Genomic DNA, 17,961 nt, shown 5'->3' on the forward strand with positions numbered 1-17,961 from the left:
AGTCGCTTACCAGCCAGGGAGGCCGAGCTGCTGCGCCTGCTTCTTCACGTCCTCGTCGTAGAGAGCCGCAGCATCTTCCGGCGTACGAATGCCGGAACCGACTTCGACCGTGATGTTCTCAAGGTTTGGACCCTTCACCGGAGACAGGAATTCGAGCGCTGGTGCTGTCTGGCCTTCAGCAGTGAAATACGCCCCCAGATCAGAAACGGCAGTCGGGACACTGGCCGGAAGCTCGCAGCCCTGGATCAGGAATGGACCAGTGATGGCATTGAGTTCCACCCAAGGGTCACATCCCCCTTCCTTGCTTGCAACGAAAGCCACGAGCTTCTTGGCAGCCTCGACATTGGGGCTATTGGCCGAGATGTAGAGGGCAGTCGGCATCCACACCGTGGTGCCGTTCTTGGCGGCATCATTACCCGGTAGCCCAAAATAGCCGACATCGTTCAGAAGATCGGGATAGTTCTGGGCGATGGTCCCAACGGCAAAGGTGAGCATCGGATAATGCGCACCGTCGCCCTGGGCGAGCATGCGCAGACCATCATCGAGAACGGCAGCGCCATAGTCTTCGTTGAGGTACCCGGCGTTGTAGACGTCCGCCTGCTTCTGGAAACCACCCATGGCGGCGACGTTGCCGGCATATTTGGCTTCGTTGGTGGTGTACTTGGCCGCGAAATCGGGCTCGACAGCCTGAATGTTGTAATAGTCGGCGAGGAAGAAGAGCTGGGATGTCCAAGTGTCGCCAAAGGTCTGGATGACGGGCGCCTTGCCCGCTTCCTTGATCTTGGCATTGTTGGCCATGAATTCATCCCAGGTCTTCGGGACTGAAAGACCGAGTTCTTCGTAGATCCTCTTGTTGTAGAGCACGCCGCCACCCATGGCCTGGCCATAGGGAACACCATGCAGGGTGCCGTCGGTGGCCGTCACCGTCTGCTTGAAGCTGTCGAGGATGGTCGACATGTAAGCTTCGCTTGAGAGATCGACCGTGCTCTGCACGGGATTGATCGCCTGGAACAGGGAACCGGTATTGTAGACGAACACGTCGTTCATGGTGCCGGTCGCAAGGCGGCTCTTGACCATGTTGTCGCGCTCGGTGCCACCGGGACCGACTTCGATCTCGACCTTGATGTCGGGATTGGCGGCTTCGAACGCCGCAACCATCGCTTCGGTATAGGCTACGGCCGCCTGATCATTCGGCGAGAAGAGGGTCAGGCTTGTCTGCGCGTACGCAATGCCGACCATGCCGGTCATGGCCAAGAGGCCGGCGGTGAGGCCCACCAGGGCCCTCCGTTTAATCATCGTCATAGGTTTCCTCCCTAAGCCCCTTCGGGCGTCATGCTTGCCAGTGGATGCGGAACTTTGCGGTGTGCGTTCCCGGCGCGATCTGGCGGCGCGCCTTCCCTCCCTCAATGGTCGCCAGAGGCTCGCCATCGACCGAGATTTCAAAATACCGATCCGACAGCACGAGCTCCCCCTCGCTGTGTTCTGGAACGGTGAATGTGTAGGTGACGCTGTCGCCATCGATGGCCCAGTTAGCGGCGACCTTGCCCGCGGCACTGTCGTGATGGGCGCTGACCGGTGACAAGCTCGGTATGACGAGCGGCTCGAAGACCACGCGCTGGAAGCCTGGAGCATCGGCATCCGGGCGGAAGCCAGCGACGGCCTCAAAGAGCCATTGGCAGACCGCGCCATATGCATAGTGGTTGTATGAGTTCATCGTCGGCTCGAAGATCGAACCGTCGGCCTTGATTCCATCCCAGCGCTCCCAAATGGTGGTCGCGCCACGCTTCACCTGCGCCAGCCAGCCGGGCACCTCTTCCTGCAGGAAGACGCTGGCGGCCAGTTCCGGTTCGCCGATTTTCACGAGCGCCGGCAGCAGTGCCGGTGTTCCGATGAAGCCCGTGCCGATCCGGCCCCGGGCCCGGGTGATCGTCGCCTTGAACCATTTTTTGGCGGCATCGAGATGCTGTGCCGGGATGAGATCGTGAAGGATTGCGAGCGCGTAGGAGCTTTGGTCGTCGTATAGCAGGCGGCCAGCAGGTGTAATGAACTCGTCGGCGAAGGCAGCCTTTACAGCTTCCGCACGCGTTGCGAAGTGCTTGGCATCATCGGGTCGGCCAATCGTCTCGGCAATACGGGCGATCTGCGCCGACGAGATATAGAGATAGATCGTGGCCGCGGCATCGTCGCCCATCGTCGGCACGGCCTTGAGATGGTCGTTCTGCGGCTGCAGCCAGTCGCCGAAACTGAAGCCCTTCACACCCCATCCAGAGGGCGGGCGAACGACAGGGCCATCGCTGATGCCCCAGACATAGTCGTTCCAGCGCTTCATCGCCGAGAAGGCTTCTTCGAGGATGGCGCGATCGCCGTAGTGGGTGAACAAGGTCCAGGGAATGACGCTGATGGCGTCGCCCCAGCCCGTCGAGCCGCTGAACGTGCTGCCGTCAGGCGGTCGCTTCAGACGCAAAGGATTGGGCGAAACATGCGCAATGGCCCCGTCTGCATCCTGGTCCACCATCATCTCGCGGACGAATTTGGCGAGAAACGCGTGACTTTCGGCCAGGTAGCAGGCGGTAGGCGCAAAAACCTGCGCATCGCCGGTCCAGCCAAGGCGCTCGTCGCGCTGAGGGCAGTCGGTCGGGATGTCGATGAAATTACCGCGCTGCGACCAGATGGTGTTCTGGACGAGTCGATCGACCAGCGAATTGGCAGAAGAAAAGCTGGCGGTTGGATTGGGTACCGAGGTGATTGGCACCGCTTCTATCGCGTCGATGGCGGCGTTGCCGGAGATCGTGGCGCGCGCGTAACGGAAGCCTTGGAAGGTAAAGGTGGGGCGATAGGTTTCGGCCCCCTGCCCCGCAAAGGTGTATTCAACGACGGCTTCAGCGCTGCGGAAATTGACGTTGTAGAAATTGCCGTGCTTGTCGAGAATTTCGGCGTGCTCGAACAGAACCTTGGCGCCCGCATCGCCGTGGCCGACAAAGGCAATGTAGCCGCCGATATTCTGACCAAAATCGTAGACGGTGCGGCCTTCTGCGTCCTGCCAGGAGCGGATGGTCTGAAGGGCGGGCAGTTCCTGCACCGGGGCGCATTCCTGTGCCACAAGGACGCGCTGGTCGAAGCCGACGACTTCCACCCCGTGCGACGCTGCTTGCTGCACCCTGGCGTCGTATGTTTCGCCGAAATAGATGCCGGACTTCCGAACCGCTGTTTCTCCACTCTTCCAGGTGCCATCGGTGGCCACCAGGACCGGGCCTTCCGGCGCACGCCGCAGCTCCGCAAAGGCGCCGATCTTTTCGCCCCAGATATTGGCGAGACCGTTGCCGGTCCACATCAAAGGCGAGCGAAACCAGCCGTCAGCAAGGGAGATTTCGATGACATTCGGTCCGGGCCGCAACAGGTCCGATACGGCATACTCCTGGATGGCAAGGCGGGCGTCGTAGTTCGTCCAACCCGGGGACAGAACTTCAGCACCGACGCGACGGCCATTGATAGAGGCCCGGTAGAGGCCCCAGGCCGTGACGAACAGCGTTTCGGAACCCCGCACGTCATCGAGTTCGAATGTCGTCGAAACGAACGACCCGGGCCACCCGACACCCTGGTCGGACAAGGGATGAATCATCCGAGCGGCCCAGCCATCAGGGCGAGCAAAAGGGTTCGCAGCCGAGCGCGGCAACGTCATGTCGTTCAAGATGAAATCCTCCCTGGCGCGTTGGTTCGCGTCAGTGTGCAGTGTTGGACGTGCAGCGTTGTACAACTAAGTTTGGATTGCAAGAGGGAATTTTATCGGCACAGTGTCCTGCGCGAGAAATTGATGAAAGAGAGCCGGAAATGGCCAAGGCCCCGCGAGAAAAAAACGTCACCATCCATGACGTCGCAAAGGACGCTGGCGTCTCGTTTTCCGCGGTCTCGAAGGTCATGCGCAATGCCTATGGCGTCAGCGACGCATTGCGCGAAAAGGTCAATGTCTCGATTGCCAAGCTCGGCTACACGCCCAGCATGTCCGCCCGCGGAATCAGCGGCGGCAGAACGTTCGTCATTGGGGTCGTCTTCCCGGACATGCGCAATCCGTTCTTCGCCGACATCCTTGCTGGTGTGTCGTCGGCGCTGGAGCGTACGACCTATCAGATGGTCCAGGGTATCGTGCAGCATTCTTCCGAAGCTGCGCTCGTCCAATCCATGACCAGCATGCAGCTCGATGGTCTGATCATCGTCGGCAGCGTCAGTACATCCCAGGCCCTTTCGGCGCTAGCCGCGAGAATTCCTCTGGTCCTGATTGGCCACCATTTGCCCGAGGTTTCCGCGTTCGACACGGTCAACAACGACGATGCTGAAAGCGGCCGCCTCGCAGTGCGTCACTTCGTCGAAAACGGCTATCGCAAGATTGCCATGCTCAGCCTCGACTCGCCGAACGGCACCGTCATCCAACGACGTGAGGAGGGCTATATCGAGGCCATGAAGGCTGCAGATCTTGGCAAAAACATCGAGATTGTCCGTACGCCGCAAAACCTGCGCGAGATTCAGGGCGCCGCCCAACGGCTCCTCTCGGGCCCGAACCGCAAGGACGCCATATTCTGCTGGACGGACTACGTAGCCCTCGAGACCCTTAGCGTCGCCGGCATAGGTGGCCTTGCAGTGCCGGGAGACGTCGGAGTCATCGGTCACGACAACACCATGTACTGCGCCTTCGACCAGAATTCACTGACAAGCATCGACCAGTCCGGCGAACAACTTGGACTGCAGGCTACGCGACTTCTAGTCGAAAGGATCGAGGGGCGACAAAAAGCCGAGCACTTCCTAGTCCACCCCCGATTGGTGGCACGCCGCAGCTCTGCATTGTCGCAAAAGGCATGATGTGACGGCATCGGGGTGGTCGACGGACGGGCAGGTTTTGGCAGCACAGTTTTGAAACCTGACGTCCATGGTTTCGGAAGTAGGTAACTCCCAGACAGCGTGAAGGCCAGGTTCCGAAACTGGCGGGCTATGTCACCAATTCTGGCGTAGGCCCGGTCACTGTTGAGCTGTTCGATGCACTGCGCATCAGTGGCAACAATTCCAGGCCTTGTCGTTTGATCTCCCGTAAATATGGTGTGTCGGACAGCACAAACGTGTCGATGCCGAGGGCTCGATACTTCTCGAGACTATTCGCGACATCTTGAGCCGATCCCACGAGCCAAGTGGTCCCAGCGCCGCCACCGCCGAACTTGCCTGGCGTTGTGTAGAGATTGTCGTCAAGCACCTCGCCTCGCTCATGCAGGTCCAGCAGCCGCTTCTGCCCTACGGCAACTTTGCGATTATGATCGTCCCAACCTGCTCCCTGCTGCTTGGCCATCTCCGCTACCTTGGCTTCGGCATCCCGCCACGCCTCCTCGGTGGTGTCGCGGACGAAAGTGGTGATACGCAGCCCGAATTTAAGCGGGGGGAGGTCGCGGTCGAGCGTCCGGCTCAGCGCCTTGAGCCGCGCGACGCGCTCGGCAATACCCTCGAGCGGCTCGCCCCAAAAGAGCTGCACATCGGCTTCGGTGGCTGCCACGCGTTCTGCTGCGTCAGAAGCGCCGCCGAAGTAGAGCTCAGGGTGCCGGCGCTCGCCTCGCTTCACTGGCCGCGGCACAACCGTGCTGTCGGTGACGGAAAAATGCTCGCCGGCAAACGTGACCTTGTTCTCGGTCCATAGTCGGCGCACCAGCCGCATGAATTCCTTGGTCCGGGCGTAGCGATGCGCTTGGTCTCCTTCGCTGTCGCCATAGGCGGCAAGGTTGTCCTGTCCCGATACGATGTTGATCCGCACCCGTCCTCCGGTCAGATGATCGAGCGTCGCTGCCGCCGAGGCGAAGTTTGCCGGTCGCCAATAACCGGGCCGAATGGCGATCAGCGGCTCAAACGTGGTGGTGCGCGCCGCCAGCGCTGTGGCGAGCGTGAAAGTGTCTGGCCGACCCCAACCAGTCCCAATCAGTGCACCATGCCAGCCAAACTCTTCGAGCGCATGGGCCTGTGCAGTCAGTGCGTCGAGGCTGTTGTGATCAGCGGCGACGGGCTCACCACGGTGACCGGGGTTGACCTGATTGGGGATGTACCAAAGAAATTCGTTTGTGGAGCTCATCGACGGGCCCTTTCCTGAACTACCGGAGCTGGAAGCCAAGTCGACCAAGCGACTCTCGAAGGAGATGTCGACCCTTCAGGGCCTCCACATCGCGCAGCCGATCGACGGCCAAGTCGCTCCAGCTTTGTGGCGAAAGACGTTGCTCGTTACGAAAAGCTGCTATGTGCTGATCGTGCCGGGAAATCGCATCGACCTGTGTTTCAAGGCCATATCGTTCCCGATGCAGCACTGCCGACTGGGGAAGGCGCGGCTTAACAGCGGCCTGACGCTCAGGATCTGGGTGCCCAACCACAAGGCCAAAGACGGCGTACGCCTTGTCCGGAAGTCCGAGCTCGGCTGCCACGGCTTCGGGATTGTTGCGCAATGCGCCGATATAGACCGTGCCCAGGCCCAGCGATTCTGCTGCGACCACAGCATTCTGCGCTGCCAACGCTGCGTCGATGCTGGCCAACAGGAAAGACTCGGTGAAATCAGCACCTTCAAGTCTTACTCCGCGCTGACCAGCAAGATGGTCGGCTCGAGCGAGGTCAGCCACCCAGACCAAAAAGAGCGGTGCATCATTGATATGCCGCTGTTCTCCCGCGATCCGCGAAAGACGCGCTTTGCGATCCTCATCTTCAACCGCAACCACGCTCCAGGCCTGAATATTGGACGAGGTCGGGGCTGATTGTGCTGCGGCAACAAGCGTTTCGATCGTTCCTGCAGCAAGGGGGCTGGGCAGGAAGGCGCGTACCGAACGGTGGCTCAAGAGGGTGTCTAGGGTCTGGTTCCACTCGACGGAGCCGATGGGCAGGGGTTCTCGATAGCGATCGAAAATGGCTTGTTCGGCTACGGTGGGGAATGGGACCACGGTATCAAATCGAATTCTGGACATGGTCAGACGGCCTCACGCTGATTGCGCCGCAATGCGAAGCTGTTTGAAGGTCGTGCCAGCCCGAGATTTTCGCGCAACGTCTTACCTTCATACTTGGTTCGGAACAGGCCACGCCTCTGCAGGATTGGCACAACTTGATCGACGAAATCGGTCAATCCCGTCGGAAGGATGGGGGGCATTATGTTGAAAGCATCGGCGGCGCCGTTCTCGAACCAGAGTTGTATCGCATCAGCAATTTGCTCGGGTGTGCCGACCACCTCACGATGCCCCCGAGCGCCTGCCACGGCGAGATAGAGCTGACGGAGGGTCAGGTTGTTGCGCTCGACAAGGTCGGTCACGAGCTTGAGCCGGCTCTTGTTGAGTTCTGTGTTCTGCGGCAACGGCGGAGCGCGGTCGTCGAGCGAATATCCTGAGAGGTCGACGCCTTTGTAATGGCGCTGGAGAATGGTCCAGGCGATGGACGGGTGAATCAGCGACTGGATATATTCATGGTTGTCGCGGGCCTCTTTCTCGGTACCGCCGAGCACGGGGAAGATACCGGGGCTGATGAGCAGCTCGCCTGAGCTGCGGCCATAGCGACCGAGGCGGCCTTTCACATCCGAGTAGAATTCCTGCGCGTCTTCCAGGGTCTGGTTGGCCGTGAAAATCATCTCAGCGGTCCTGGCGGCGAGTTCGCGACCCGGTTCGGAAGCACCGGCCTGGACGATGACGGGATAACCCTGCACCGGGCGCGCAACATTGAGCGGACCGCTGACCGTGAAATGTTTGCCGTGGTGATTGAGCTGATGGACCTTGTCAGGATCGAGATAAACGCCGCTCTGCTTGTCTCGAACGAATGCATCGTCCTCGTAGGAATCCCAAAGACCCTTGACCAGATCGACAAATTCCTCAGCGCGCTCATAGCGGTCGGCGTGGGCCGGATGACCGGGAATGGAGAAATTCTTCGAAACGTCAGCCCCGGTTGTCACGACGTTCCAAGCGGCCCTGCCCTTGCTGATATGATCGAGCGAGGCGAATTTTCGCGCGAGAAGGTAGGGGTCTTCGTAAGTGGTCGATGCAGTCGCGACAAAGCCTATATTGTTGGTCACCTGCGACAGCGCCGCCCAGAGCGTCACCGGTTCGAAATGCGCACCTTGGCTAGACCGCTGCAGCGCCTCTGGGTCCTTGGCGCGCTCCCAACCGGCCGGGCTGTCGGCCACGAAGACGAGGTCGAATTTCCCTCGCTCGGCGGTCTGCGCCAGCGCCTTGTAATGTTCGATATTATGCCCGGCATCGGCCTGCGATGCCGGATGTCGCCAAGCCGATACGTGGTGGCCGGTCGCCATGATGAAAGCGCCGAGCTTGAGCTGTCTCTTCTCACTCATTTCAGTGTTTCCCTCTGTCTAGGCAGCGCTGCGGTCGTCGGCGTCAACGCCGAGCCGGGACAGCAATTGCGTACGGATCGCGCCAAAGCGCGGATCGCCATGATTGCGGCGGCCCTTGATGTCGATCGTCAGGTCTTCGACGAGGCGCCCCTGGTCGAGAACCAGAATGCGGTCGGCCAATGAGATCGCCTCGTCCACATCATGGGTCACGAGAAGCACAGCCGGCCGGTGGCGGGTGCACAGTTCGCGCAGCAGGTCGTGCATCTTGAGACGGGTGAGCGCATCGAGCGCCCCGAAGGGCTCGTCGGCGAGAAGCAGTGCCGGCTCACGCACGAGAGATCGGGCTAGTGCCACGCGCTGCTGTTCACCGCCGGACAATTGGATCGGCCATGCCGTTTCACGACCCGCAAGTCCGACCTCTTCCAGCGCCTTGCGCCCTGCCTCTCGCCCCGCTCCACCAAGGCCCAGCGTGACATTCTGGATCACGTTGCGCCACGGCAGGAGCCGCGCATCCTGAAATACCACGGAGAGCTTTTCGGGCGTGCGTAGCGCCCCGGTGCCCTCGACCTCGTAATCCAACCCGGCCAGCGCGCGCAGGAATGTGCTCTTTCCCGACCCGCTCTTTCCAAGGAGAGCGACGAATTCGCCTTGGCCAATTTCGAGGTCGAGATTGTCAAGAATGGTGACCTCGCCAAAGCGGCGGGTCAGCCGGCGGACTTCAACCGCGTTCAATGGGCGAGCGTGCGGCGCCATGACAGCAATCTCCTTTCGAGCAGACGGACGACGCCATCCGAGGCAAGGCCCAGGAAGGCATAGACCACGAGTCCGACGATGATGATCTGGGTCTGTCCATAGGTTCGAGCGAGCTCGATCATGTAGCCGAGGCCAGAGGTGGCATTGATCTGCTCGACCACCACCAGCGACACCCAGCAGAGGGTGACCGCAAACCGCAGGCCGAGCAGGAAGCCGGGTACCGCGCCTGGCAAGATGACCTGCACCAGGAAGTCGCGCTGGCTCATGCTTAGGGTCTCGGCGAGTTCAACATAACGCTCGTCGATCGCCCGCAACGCGTTATGCGTGTGCATGTAGATCGGAACGACGACGCCGAGCGTGATGATCGTGACCTTCATCGTCTCCCCGATGCCAAGCCACAGCATCAGCAACGGGATCATCGCCAGGGTCGGTACCGCGCGCTTGATCTGGATCGGTCCATCAATGAAGGCCTCGCCGATGCGCGAGAGACCCGAGATGACGGCGAGCAAAAGGCCGATGACGATCCCGAAACCTAGTCCAAGCAGTGCTCGAACTGACGAGGTGAGAAAGTTTGATTGCAGCCGCCCGTCGGCGATGAGGTCACCAAATGTGGCGACGATCGTCAATGGCGCCGGGAGGATGCGCGGATCGAGAAGCCCGAATGTCGATCCTGCGGTCCAGGTCAATAAAAGTGCAATCGGCCCGATCTGCAGGCCAAAGGGGATGGCCGGACCCGGCCCCAGGCGCCGGCGGCGCCTGGTCGAGGTTTCAACAATGGCCGGTGGCCGGAGGCTTGTCGGAGAGGAGTGGCTTGTCGGAGACGCGTGGCTCGCCGGCGGGGCAAAGCTTGCCAATCGTTCTCGGTCGAGGACATCGAGTCCCCTGCTAGGGCTACTGCTCACATAGGTCATCGCGGAACTCCAGGGTTCGGGGAAGTCTATTTGGCGCTCAATGCTGTCGCGGCGCGTGTTTCAAACCGGCGGTCAAAAATATCCTCTGAGCTGTAGGGCTCGTAACCGAGCTCGGCGCCCAAGAGATCGATAGTTTTTTGATGACGGGCGGCGACTTCGTCCCAGTTGTCGGGGATGATCTGTTTGCCGGCGAGCGCGACGAGATATTCACCGTCTTCCTTGGTTAGACCTTGGTCCTTGACGTAGTAGCCTTCGACCCAGGCCTCGGGGTTTTCGTTGATCCACTGCGTCGCCCGTGCCCAGAAGTCGACGTAGACGGCGAGCGCTGCGGCCTTGGCCGGGTCGTCCAATACCCATTGTGGCGCATAAAGGTGGCTCGGATCGTCACGCAGCCCGTGCTCGATCACCGTGGCGCCATCGGCGCCGTACTGGTTCACGTAGCGCCGGATGTAGACCCCGCCGATCGGGGCAACATCGACCTGATGGCTGGCGAGCGCCACCGGATAGACGTCGCCAGTGCTTGGCAGCTCTACCAGTGTCACGTCATCGCGGGTCAGGTTTGCCGCCTGCAATGCCCGCAGCACCAGAGCGCCTTGCGCTTGCCCTGGACTGAAGGCAATGCGCTTGCCGCGGAAATCGGCGAGGCTCTTGACGTCCACGCCTGGAGCGATGCCGAAGCGATAGATTGGGTGACCCACCGGATCTTCACGTTCGCGGTAGGCGATGTTGCGGACAGGCAGGCCGTTCCAATTCGCAAAGATCGATGGAATTTCGGCTACCGAGCCGACATCGAGCGCCCTGGCTCGGAAGGCTTCCGAGGTCTGTGGCCCGCCGCTGAGATTGGTCCATTCAACCTCGAACGGAATCTCGTCGATAAGGCCGGACAGCTGCAGAGCCACTTTGGTCTGGGGATCACCCACCACTAGCTTTGTACCGGTTGGGACCTCAGCGAGTAACGGAGCGGCCTCCTGGGAAGATATTGCTCCAAGGGTAGCAAGCGATAGAAACGAGGCTGCGATCAAGATCGTCGCGGTTCGGCGGTTCTGCTGCATTTCTGTCCATCCGATGATCGATGGAGAAACGTTAGCTTCCAATATCCACTATTTCTATAGACATTAAAGGATCGATTTCCTGAATGTCACAAGGGAATGAGAAAGAGTGCGGCTTTCAGGCAGTTCTCAGGACGCCGATTTTCCAAGAAGCAGAATGCCCGTCTTTCCTAGGTCTCACGTATGTACCAGCGCTGCGCCTCCTCGACAGCTGTCGCGGGGTGGTATGCGGACTGGTGGCTTTTCGACAATCGCCCCATGAAAGCAGACATCATGTCCTGTCATCTGCCGCACAACCGCAATGGGGTGGTTGACCAGATAGATAACAAGACTCTCGACGTCCTTCGAAAACGAGCAGGTGAACTTCGCGCACCTGCTCGGAAAATTCTGCACGCAACCAACGGGGAAGGTCACGCCTCGCGGTTTAGCGGGTCATAAGAGCCTGAGGACAAGGCAGCCGTAGGGCCCCAGACCTCCATCCGCAGCTTCATCGCCGACAAGAACGGTCCCCGCGGGCAGGTTGTTCACGGTGATGGGCTCATGCGTCGTATTGAGCACGAAGAGAAGCTTGCGATCCTCGGCTTCGCGCAGGACGACTTCGATCCCCTCGGGCTTATCGGCCAAGATCTGCTCCACGCCGGCGATGGCGAACTCCTCGGCCAACAGGGATTCGATCAGGGCATCGGTGAGATAGGTGCCCGAATAGATCACGCGGCCTTTGCCGACCTTGCGGAGCGAGATCGCTGCACGACCCTCGGCAAAACGGTTGGACCAGATACCTCGCGTTTCGGTGCCTTCGGAAAGTTCGAGCAACTCGTACATGTGGCCGGCGGTCATCTCCTGATTGCCGACCTTCAAGGTGTACTTGCGGCTGGAGGATTCAGCTGGGAACTGTTTGCGGATGGCCGCGGCGCCATAGCGGCCGCCGAGCGGGAACAGTCCATCTCCATCGACCGGTGCGAGCCGGCCGAATTCTTCGACGGCAACACCCGCCAAAACGGTCAGCGATTTTCCGGGAGCAGCGTCGCGAATGATGTGATTGTGTTCGTCACGCGAGCCGGTGCGGGCAGACAGGATGACAGTGCCGCCACTCCTGGCAAAGGCCTCGATATGATCGGTCCACTCGTCTTTCCAGATAAGCCAGTGCGGCACATAGAGCACCTTCAGGCGGCTCAGATCGTCTTCAGGGTGGATGAAGCCGCAGGAAATGCCATTGTCATAGCAATAGCGATGCAGCAGGACCCCTTCGTCATGCGGGCTCGGCAGGCCCATCGGGTACGTGCGGTGCGCTTCCTGATTGTCGAAATCGGAGCCGGCGATACCGACATCGAAGGCGACTGAGGTGCCGAGGATCTGGTCCTTGATGGCGTTGATTTCCTGGGCGAATTGCGTGGCCTCGTCATAGCGCCGGCGCGGCACATCGTCGTGGTCGATGATACCCATCCAGTAGATTTCGGCGCCGAAATGGGCGGGCCGCCAGCGGAAGAACATCACCCCATCGGCTCCGCGAGCGACGGAACTGTAGGCCATGCGGCGCATTTCGCCCGGCTCGGGGGTCATGGTCGAAAATATCGGCTGCGCGCCAAAACCCGACTGCTGTTCGGGGACGATGAAATTGCCCGAGAAGCCCCGACAGACATCGAGGTGAATGGCCTGTGCGTGCGCGGCGCCGCCATTGCGCTGCATTTCGTCATAGAGCAGCGGATAGATGTCGTAGCCGACGAAATCGAGGTCGGTCGAGAACTGGCCACGGAAGTCGATGTCGTCCAGGCGCCCGAGATTGTGGAAGATGAACCAGTCGGGATTGGTGTCGCGCAGGATGACGACCTGATCGTGCTGGAACCGCGCCACCGAGAAAGCCAGGAAGCGGTGATAGTCCTGCACATGGCCGGGGCTTGGAAAGACCGGGTTGTGATCAAACGGCAGAACGATCTGGTCGAAGTTCTGATAGGCCGTGGCCCAGAAGTCGCCACCCCAGGCGTGGTTGAGCGCGCCGATGTTCCCATACTTGTCTTCAAGGAATTTCTGGAACTCCCGTCGGGTCGCTTCCGAATAGGAGCGGGATTCCGAGGTGTTGAGTTCATTGTCGGTCTGCCAGCCGATGACGTCGGGATTGTCGCGGTAGTGCTCGGCCATGGCGCGGGTGATGCGCTGGCTGTGGGTGCGATAGACGGGGCTCGTGGTATCCCCATGCTGGCGCGAACCGTGGCTCGCCTGGCGGCCACTTCCGTCCACACGCAGCACTTCGGGATAGTGATAGGTCAGCCAGCGCGGCGGCGTGGCCGTGGGCGTACACATGATGGTCTTGACACCATGCTTGCCCAACACGGCGATGGCGCGATCGAAGAGATCGAAGTCGAACGTATTCTCCTTCGGTTCGAAAATGTGCCAGGCAAATTCGCCCATGCGAACCGAATTGAAACCGGCCTCCTTCATGCGCTGGGCGTCACGTTCCCAATAGCTCTCATCCACGTGCTCCGGATAGTGCGGGACCCCGAGGAGAAACGTGTCGATGTTGATCGGCCGCCATACCGAAAGGGGCGCGGGCGGTGTCTTGGTGGTCACGAGAAGTCTCCGTGGTCTAGATAGCGGAAGCCTTGGGGGGGCTGAGAGTCTGATCGTCTGGCCCGCCAAAGAGGTAAGCCTGATCAGGATCGAAGGCGATACGAATACTCGCGCCTGCGGCGAGGCCGACAATGTCGGGCAGATGGATGGTGACGTTACTCGTGCCGGTGTCCGAGCCAACTGACAGAAGCGGAGTGGCATCGGCATAGACGATGGTTTCGCGGCCGAGATGTTCCACGAGGCGGACACTGGCGGCAAGTCCGTCGTCCTCCTCGGCAAGATGGAAGGCCTCCGGGCGAACGCCGACCTTGACCGTATCGCCAACCTCGAGCCTGGCGCCTGGCCGCAGGGCGATGGAAAATACGCCCGCCCCGGGATTGCTCACGCGAACCCAGCCCTCTTCAAGCGCCACGACGCTGGCTTCGAAAAAATTCATGCGCGGGGCGCCGAGGAAGCCGGCAACGAAGAAATTGTCGGGGTTGCGGTAGAGATCGAGCGGACTGCCGACCTGCTCGATGCGTCCCTGGTTGAGCACGACGATGCGGCTGGCCATGGTCATGGCTTCCACCTGATCGTGGGTGACATAGACCATGGTGGCGCCAAGCTCGGCATGGAGGGTTGAGAGCTCGACGCGCATCTGGGTGCGCAAGGCCGCATCGAGATTGCTGAGCGGTTCGTCGAAAAGGAAGACCTCGGGGGCACGGGTGATGGCCCGACCAATGGCAACCCGCTGACGCTGCCCGCCCGAGAGCTGGCGCGGCAGTTTGTCGAGTTGATCGGTCAAGCGCAGGATTTTCGCGGCGCGGGCGACGGCAGCGTCAATCTCCGGCTTGGGACGCTTGGCCATGCGCAGGCCAAAGCCCATGTTTTCCGCGACGCTCATGTGCGGATAGAGGGCATAGGACTGGAAAACCATGGCAATGCCGCGCTCGCCGGGCTCGGCGCGGGTGACATCGCGGCCATTGATGATCATGGTGCCCGAGGTGATCGGCTCCAACCCGGCGATCGACTTGAGCAATGTCGACTTGCCGCAGCCTGACGGCCCGACCATGACGATGAATTCGCCAGGTGCCACGTCGAGGTTGATGCCTCGCAGGGCATGATAATTGCCGTAGTTCTTTTCGATATTGCGCAGTTGCAAACTAGACATTGCGAGATCCTTGAGGGGCTCAGCCCTTCACCGCGCCCATAGTGAGGCCGGCGATGAAGTGACGTTGCATGAGGAAGAACATTGCGACCGGCGGCACCGCAACGATGACCGTGGCTGCCGAGATGACGTTCCAGGCCGAAACGTACTGGCCACGAAGATTGGCGAGGCCCGCTGTGACCGGCTTGACCGTGTCCGAAAGGGTCAGGACCACGGCCCAGAAGTAGTCATTCCAGATGAAAGTGAAGAGCAGGATGGCGAGTGCGGCGAGTGCAGGCCGCACGAGTGGCAGGACCACATGGATGAGGATCTGGGTAGGCGACGCCCCTTCTGCCCGTGCCGCCTCGAACAGTTCCTTGGGCAGCGCTGCGATGAAGTTGCGCATAAAAAGCGTGGCAAACCCGGTCTGAAACGCCGTGTGAAACACGATCAGCGCCCAGGTGGTGTCGTAGAGCCCCAGTCTGACCATGAGGTCGCGCACGGGGATCATCATGATCTGCGCGGGCAGGAAATTGCCGCCAATGAAGATGGCAAAGACCAGCATGCTGCCGCGAAACGGATATTTGGACAGCACGAAGCCTGCGAGTGTCGACAGCGCGAGAACAAACACCACCGCCGGCACGGTGATCAGCAGCGAATTGGCGAAGAACCGGGCCATCGGCGTTTGCGTGAAAACGCCGACATAATTGTCGATGAGGCCGAACTGGGTCGGCCAGCCCCAGAGATTGCCCGCGGCAATATCACTGGTCGAGCGTGCCGAGGTCAGCAGGATGGCAAAGAGTGGAGCCAGCCAAAGCACGAGAATGGCGATCACGAGGACCATGTAGGCCCGGCGCAAGCCGACGGCGGTCTGCGGTATCGGACGAGGATACATCAGGCACTCCGATCTTCGGCGCGCATGATGCGGTTCAGGTACCACACGATGAACACCAGCATGATGAGAAAGAGGATGGTGGCGATGGCCGCGCCGTAGCCGAAGCGGTACGAGAAGATCGACTGCTCATACATCTGGTAGGCGAGAACCGAGGAAGAGCCGAATGGGCCGCCCTGCGTCATGACCGAGATCATGTCGAAGGAGCGCAATGCCCCGATGGCCGTGATGGCGATCGCGATGAAGCTGACCTGCGTCAGCTGCGGTAAGACCACATGGCGAAGCATGTTCCAGCCGCGGGCCCCGTCGACCCGCCCTGCACCGATCAGGTCTTCGGAGAGGCTATTGAGGCCGGCGAGATAGAGGACCATGCAGAAGGCGATCTGCGGCCATAGCGCGGCAAAAACCACCGCGAAGGTGACGAGGTTTTCGTCCGACAACAAGGCGGGTGCGGAAGCGCCGAAGGCGCTGAACAGCAGGGCCAGGAGACCAAACTGGGGGGTATAGACCCAGGTAAAGACGACGCCGACCGCGACCGAAGCCAGCACCAGTGGCACAAAGAACAGCGACTTTACGATGCGCATGCCCTTGATCTGCTGGTTGACCAGCAAGGCGATGCCAAGGCCAAGCGGCGGGGCCAGCATGAAGATGACCAGCCAGATCACGTTGTTCTTGAGCGATGTATAGAATTGGGGATCGGCAAACAGCTCTTCGTAATTGCCGAGGCCGATCCACTGCATCGGACCGAAACCATCCCATTCGTGCAGACTGATCCACACGCTCTGCAGCGAGGAGGCGACGATCACGACGCCGAAAAGGACGATGGCAGGCAATATGAAGATGGCAGGCGTTATCCAGCCGCGATGGCGGCGCCAGACGTTACTCATCGGAAATCTCTGGATTGGGACTGCGGGGGTGGCTGTGGCCACCCCCGCCCAACGTCGGGAGGAACTCAGACCTTGAAGATGCGCGTGCGCGTCTGCTCAAGCCGGTTGAGAATGTCCTGGCGCCGTTCCGGCCGCACCATGAACTCCTGGAAGCCATTGAGCCCGGCCTGGGCCATATCGGGATCGGTGTCACGGTCGTAGTACTGGGCCGTACCCTGCACCTGCTTCAGGCTTTCGACGGCTGCATTCACCAGGGGATCGGAGCTCGGCGGCAGATCATTGCGCGGGGGCACATTGCCGGCCGGCGCGAGATAGGCTGCAAGGTTTTCCGGCTGGTAGAAGAACGCGAGAAACTGGCGGCCCAGCTCCTTGTTCTTGGCATTGGCCGGAATGTGGACCGAGTCCGTCGAGAAGTCGTCAAAACGCGGGATATCGGCGATCTTGGGGAACGGGACAAAGGTCAGATGCGGCAGGTCCGCCTCGGGAATCGCGTACTTGATGAAATTGCCGAGGTTCATGATGCCGGCCTTGCGCTGGGCCAGGAGGGGCGCGGCCTCCTGCCAACCGTAGGACGAGTGGTTTTCGAGGAAGAAGCCTCCCTTGATCAGCTCCTCCCACCGGTCGAAGACGGCGGTCAAGGCAGGGTCAAGATAGCTCATCTTGCCGTCCATCAACGCAATGTGGCTTTCAAGGCCATTGATGCGCAGATTGAGGGCGTCAAAGAAGCCGGCGCAGGGCCAGAGTTCCTTGCTGGCAAAGGCGAAGGGTGCCATGCCTGCCGACTTGGCGGCCTCGCCATAAGTCAGGAGTTCATCCCAAGTCGTAGGCGCCACGAGGCCTTTTTCCTCGAAGACGTTCTTGAGATAGAAATTGCCCCAGAGCGTGCCGGCCAGTGGGAGGCCGTATTGCTTGCCGTTGACGGTGACCGCATTGATCGTGCCACCGAGAACCGACTGGTAGTTTTCCTGGACGAAAAGGTCCGAGATATCGTCAAAGAGGCCACGATCAACGAATGCCTTCATGCGATTGCCGGAGAACCAGAAGCAGATATCGGGCGCACCGGCGACCAGATAGTTGCGGATCGCCGTCTTGTGTGCCTCGTGGTCCATCTGGTTGAGGGTGACGGTGGCGCCAGACTGCTGCTCGAAAGCGGCGATGATGGCCTTGAGCGCATTCGTCTGATTTTCGTTGTTGCCATTGAAGACGATGGTCAGGTTGTTGCTTTGGGCAATGGCTGGCATAGCGATGCCGCCCACGGCCAGAGCGGCGGCGCCGCCACCAACGGTCTTCAAAAAGGCACGACGGGTCGTTGCCCCGCCAAACAGCGAATGCATGATAGTGTTCCTCCCATGAAAGCGACCTGCACTCCTCGCCCGATCGCAAACTGAGCCTAGACTGACGTCCGACCATCTGGCAATACTTAATTTATAAAACTAAGGAACT

14 protein-coding genes are annotated in these 17,961 nt (G+C 60.4%); 1 reads left to right on the plus strand and 13 read right to left on the minus strand.

The window, feature by feature from the left end; all coding sequences use genetic code 11:
* Positions 1 to 6 precede the first annotated feature (6 nt).
* Entirely contained in the window at positions 7 to 1,302 is a 1,296-nt protein-coding gene (locus ASD83_RS13290) for an ABC transporter substrate-binding protein (protein ID WP_056311598.1), read from the minus strand.
* Positions 1,303 to 1,330: 28 nt separating this feature from the next.
* A complete protein-coding gene (locus ASD83_RS13295) occupies positions 1,331 to 3,679 on the minus strand; it encodes an alpha-L-rhamnosidase (RefSeq protein WP_056311600.1) in 2,349 nt (782 codons plus the stop codon).
* Positions 3,680 to 3,828: 149 nt separating this feature from the next.
* Here ASD83_RS13295 and ASD83_RS13300 point away from each other — a divergent pair, with 149 nt between their 5' ends.
* The gene (locus ASD83_RS13300; protein ID WP_056311602.1) at positions 3,829 to 4,851 is read left to right on the plus strand and encodes a LacI family DNA-binding transcriptional regulator; all 1,023 of its coding nucleotides are present in this window, start codon (positions 3,829 to 3,831) and stop codon (positions 4,849 to 4,851) included.
* A gap of 127 nt (positions 4,852 to 4,978) precedes the next feature.
* Here the strand turns inward: ASD83_RS13300 and ASD83_RS13305 are convergent, their stop codons facing one another.
* The 11 genes from ASD83_RS13305 to ASD83_RS13355 form a co-directional block, all read right to left on the minus strand.
* Positions 4,979 to 6,097, minus strand: coding sequence for an LLM class flavin-dependent oxidoreductase (locus tag ASD83_RS13305; RefSeq protein ID WP_056311604.1), 1,119 nt, complete (start codon positions 6,095 to 6,097; stop codon positions 4,979 to 4,981).
* 19 nt (positions 6,098 to 6,116) lie between these two features.
* Positions 6,117 to 6,971, minus strand: a complete 855-nt coding sequence (locus ASD83_RS20715) for an NADPH-dependent oxidoreductase (protein WP_082561172.1) — start codon at positions 6,969 to 6,971, stop codon at positions 6,117 to 6,119.
* 2 nt (positions 6,972 to 6,973) lie between these two features.
* On the minus strand, positions 6,974 to 8,335 hold the full coding sequence (locus ASD83_RS13315) for an LLM class flavin-dependent oxidoreductase (protein WP_056311607.1): 1,362 nt from the start codon (positions 8,333 to 8,335) through the stop codon (positions 6,974 to 6,976).
* Between the two features lie 18 nt (positions 8,336 to 8,353).
* Entirely contained in the window at positions 8,354 to 9,088 is a 735-nt protein-coding gene (locus ASD83_RS13320) for an ABC transporter ATP-binding protein (protein ID WP_056311609.1), read from the minus strand.
* Complete coding sequence (locus ASD83_RS13325) at positions 9,064 to 9,999, minus strand: ABC transporter permease (protein WP_082561173.1); 936 nt, start codon at positions 9,997 to 9,999, stop codon at positions 9,064 to 9,066. The genes ASD83_RS13320 and ASD83_RS13325 overlap by 25 nt, the downstream gene beginning before the upstream one ends.
* A gap of 26 nt (positions 10,000 to 10,025) precedes the next feature.
* Positions 10,026 to 11,051 (minus strand): ABC transporter substrate-binding protein, encoded by a 1,026-nt coding sequence (locus ASD83_RS13330; RefSeq protein WP_056311611.1) that lies wholly within the window; start codon positions 11,049 to 11,051, stop codon positions 10,026 to 10,028.
* A 429-nt stretch (positions 11,052 to 11,480) separates the two neighbouring features.
* Entirely contained in the window at positions 11,481 to 13,613 is a 2,133-nt protein-coding gene (locus tag ASD83_RS13335) for a beta-galactosidase (protein WP_056311612.1), read from the minus strand.
* Positions 13,614 to 13,629: 16 nt separating this feature from the next.
* A complete protein-coding gene (locus ASD83_RS13340; protein ID WP_056311614.1) occupies positions 13,630 to 14,763 on the minus strand; it encodes an ABC transporter ATP-binding protein in 1,134 nt (377 codons plus the stop codon).
* Positions 14,764 to 14,782: 19 nt separating this feature from the next.
* The gene (locus ASD83_RS13345) at positions 14,783 to 15,634 is read right to left on the minus strand and encodes a carbohydrate ABC transporter permease (RefSeq protein ID WP_056311616.1); all 852 of its coding nucleotides are present in this window, start codon (positions 15,632 to 15,634) and stop codon (positions 14,783 to 14,785) included.
* A complete protein-coding gene (locus tag ASD83_RS13350) occupies positions 15,634 to 16,518 on the minus strand; it encodes a carbohydrate ABC transporter permease (RefSeq protein WP_056311617.1) in 885 nt (294 codons plus the stop codon). The genes ASD83_RS13345 and ASD83_RS13350 overlap by 1 nt, the downstream gene beginning before the upstream one ends.
* A gap of 65 nt (positions 16,519 to 16,583) precedes the next feature.
* Entirely contained in the window at positions 16,584 to 17,852 is a 1,269-nt protein-coding gene (locus ASD83_RS13355) for an extracellular solute-binding protein (RefSeq protein WP_056311619.1), read from the minus strand.
* Positions 17,853 to 17,961 lie beyond the last annotated feature (109 nt).

Source organism: Devosia sp. Root685 (genome assembly GCF_001427875.1).
In the GTDB taxonomy this organism is placed as follows: Bacteria; Pseudomonadota; Alphaproteobacteria; order Rhizobiales; family Devosiaceae; genus Devosia.

What these genes read in the sequence shown, in the direction of transcription:
- ASD83_RS13290 (WP_056311598.1), bottom strand. Translation starts at nt 1,302, where the DNA reads ATGACGATGATTAAACGGAGGGCCCTGGTGGGCCTCACCGCCGGCCTC.
- ASD83_RS13295 (WP_056311600.1), bottom strand. Translation starts at nt 3,679, where the DNA reads ATGACGTTGCCGCGCTCGGCTGCGAACCCTTTTGCTCGCCCTGATGGC.
- ASD83_RS13300 (WP_056311602.1), top strand. Translation starts at nt 3,829, where the DNA reads ATGGCCAAGGCCCCGCGAGAAAAAAACGTCACCATCCATGACGTCGCA.
- ASD83_RS13305 (WP_056311604.1), bottom strand. Translation starts at nt 6,097, where the DNA reads ATGAGCTCCACAAACGAATTTCTTTGGTACATCCCCAATCAGGTCAAC.
- ASD83_RS20715 (WP_082561172.1), bottom strand. Translation starts at nt 6,971, where the DNA reads ATGTCCAGAATTCGATTTGATACCGTGGTCCCATTCCCCACCGTAGCC.
- ASD83_RS13315 (WP_056311607.1), bottom strand. Translation starts at nt 8,335, where the DNA reads ATGAGTGAGAAGAGACAGCTCAAGCTCGGCGCTTTCATCATGGCGACC.
- ASD83_RS13320 (WP_056311609.1), bottom strand. Translation starts at nt 9,088, where the DNA reads ATGGCGCCGCACGCTCGCCCATTGAACGCGGTTGAAGTCCGCCGGCTG.
- ASD83_RS13325 (WP_082561173.1), bottom strand. Translation starts at nt 9,999, where the DNA reads ATGACCTATGTGAGCAGTAGCCCTAGCAGGGGACTCGATGTCCTCGAC.
- ASD83_RS13330 (WP_056311611.1), bottom strand. Translation starts at nt 11,051, where the DNA reads ATGCAGCAGAACCGCCGAACCGCGACGATCTTGATCGCAGCCTCGTTT.
- ASD83_RS13340 (WP_056311614.1), bottom strand. Translation starts at nt 14,763, where the DNA reads ATGTCTAGTTTGCAACTGCGCAATATCGAAAAGAACTACGGCAATTAT.
- ASD83_RS13345 (WP_056311616.1), bottom strand. Translation starts at nt 15,634, where the DNA reads ATGTATCCTCGTCCGATACCGCAGACCGCCGTCGGCTTGCGCCGGGCC.
- ASD83_RS13350 (WP_056311617.1), bottom strand. Translation starts at nt 16,518, where the DNA reads ATGAGTAACGTCTGGCGCCGCCATCGCGGCTGGATAACGCCTGCCATC.
- ASD83_RS13355 (WP_056311619.1), bottom strand. Translation starts at nt 17,852, where the DNA reads ATGCATTCGCTGTTTGGCGGGGCAACGACCCGTCGTGCCTTTTTGAAG.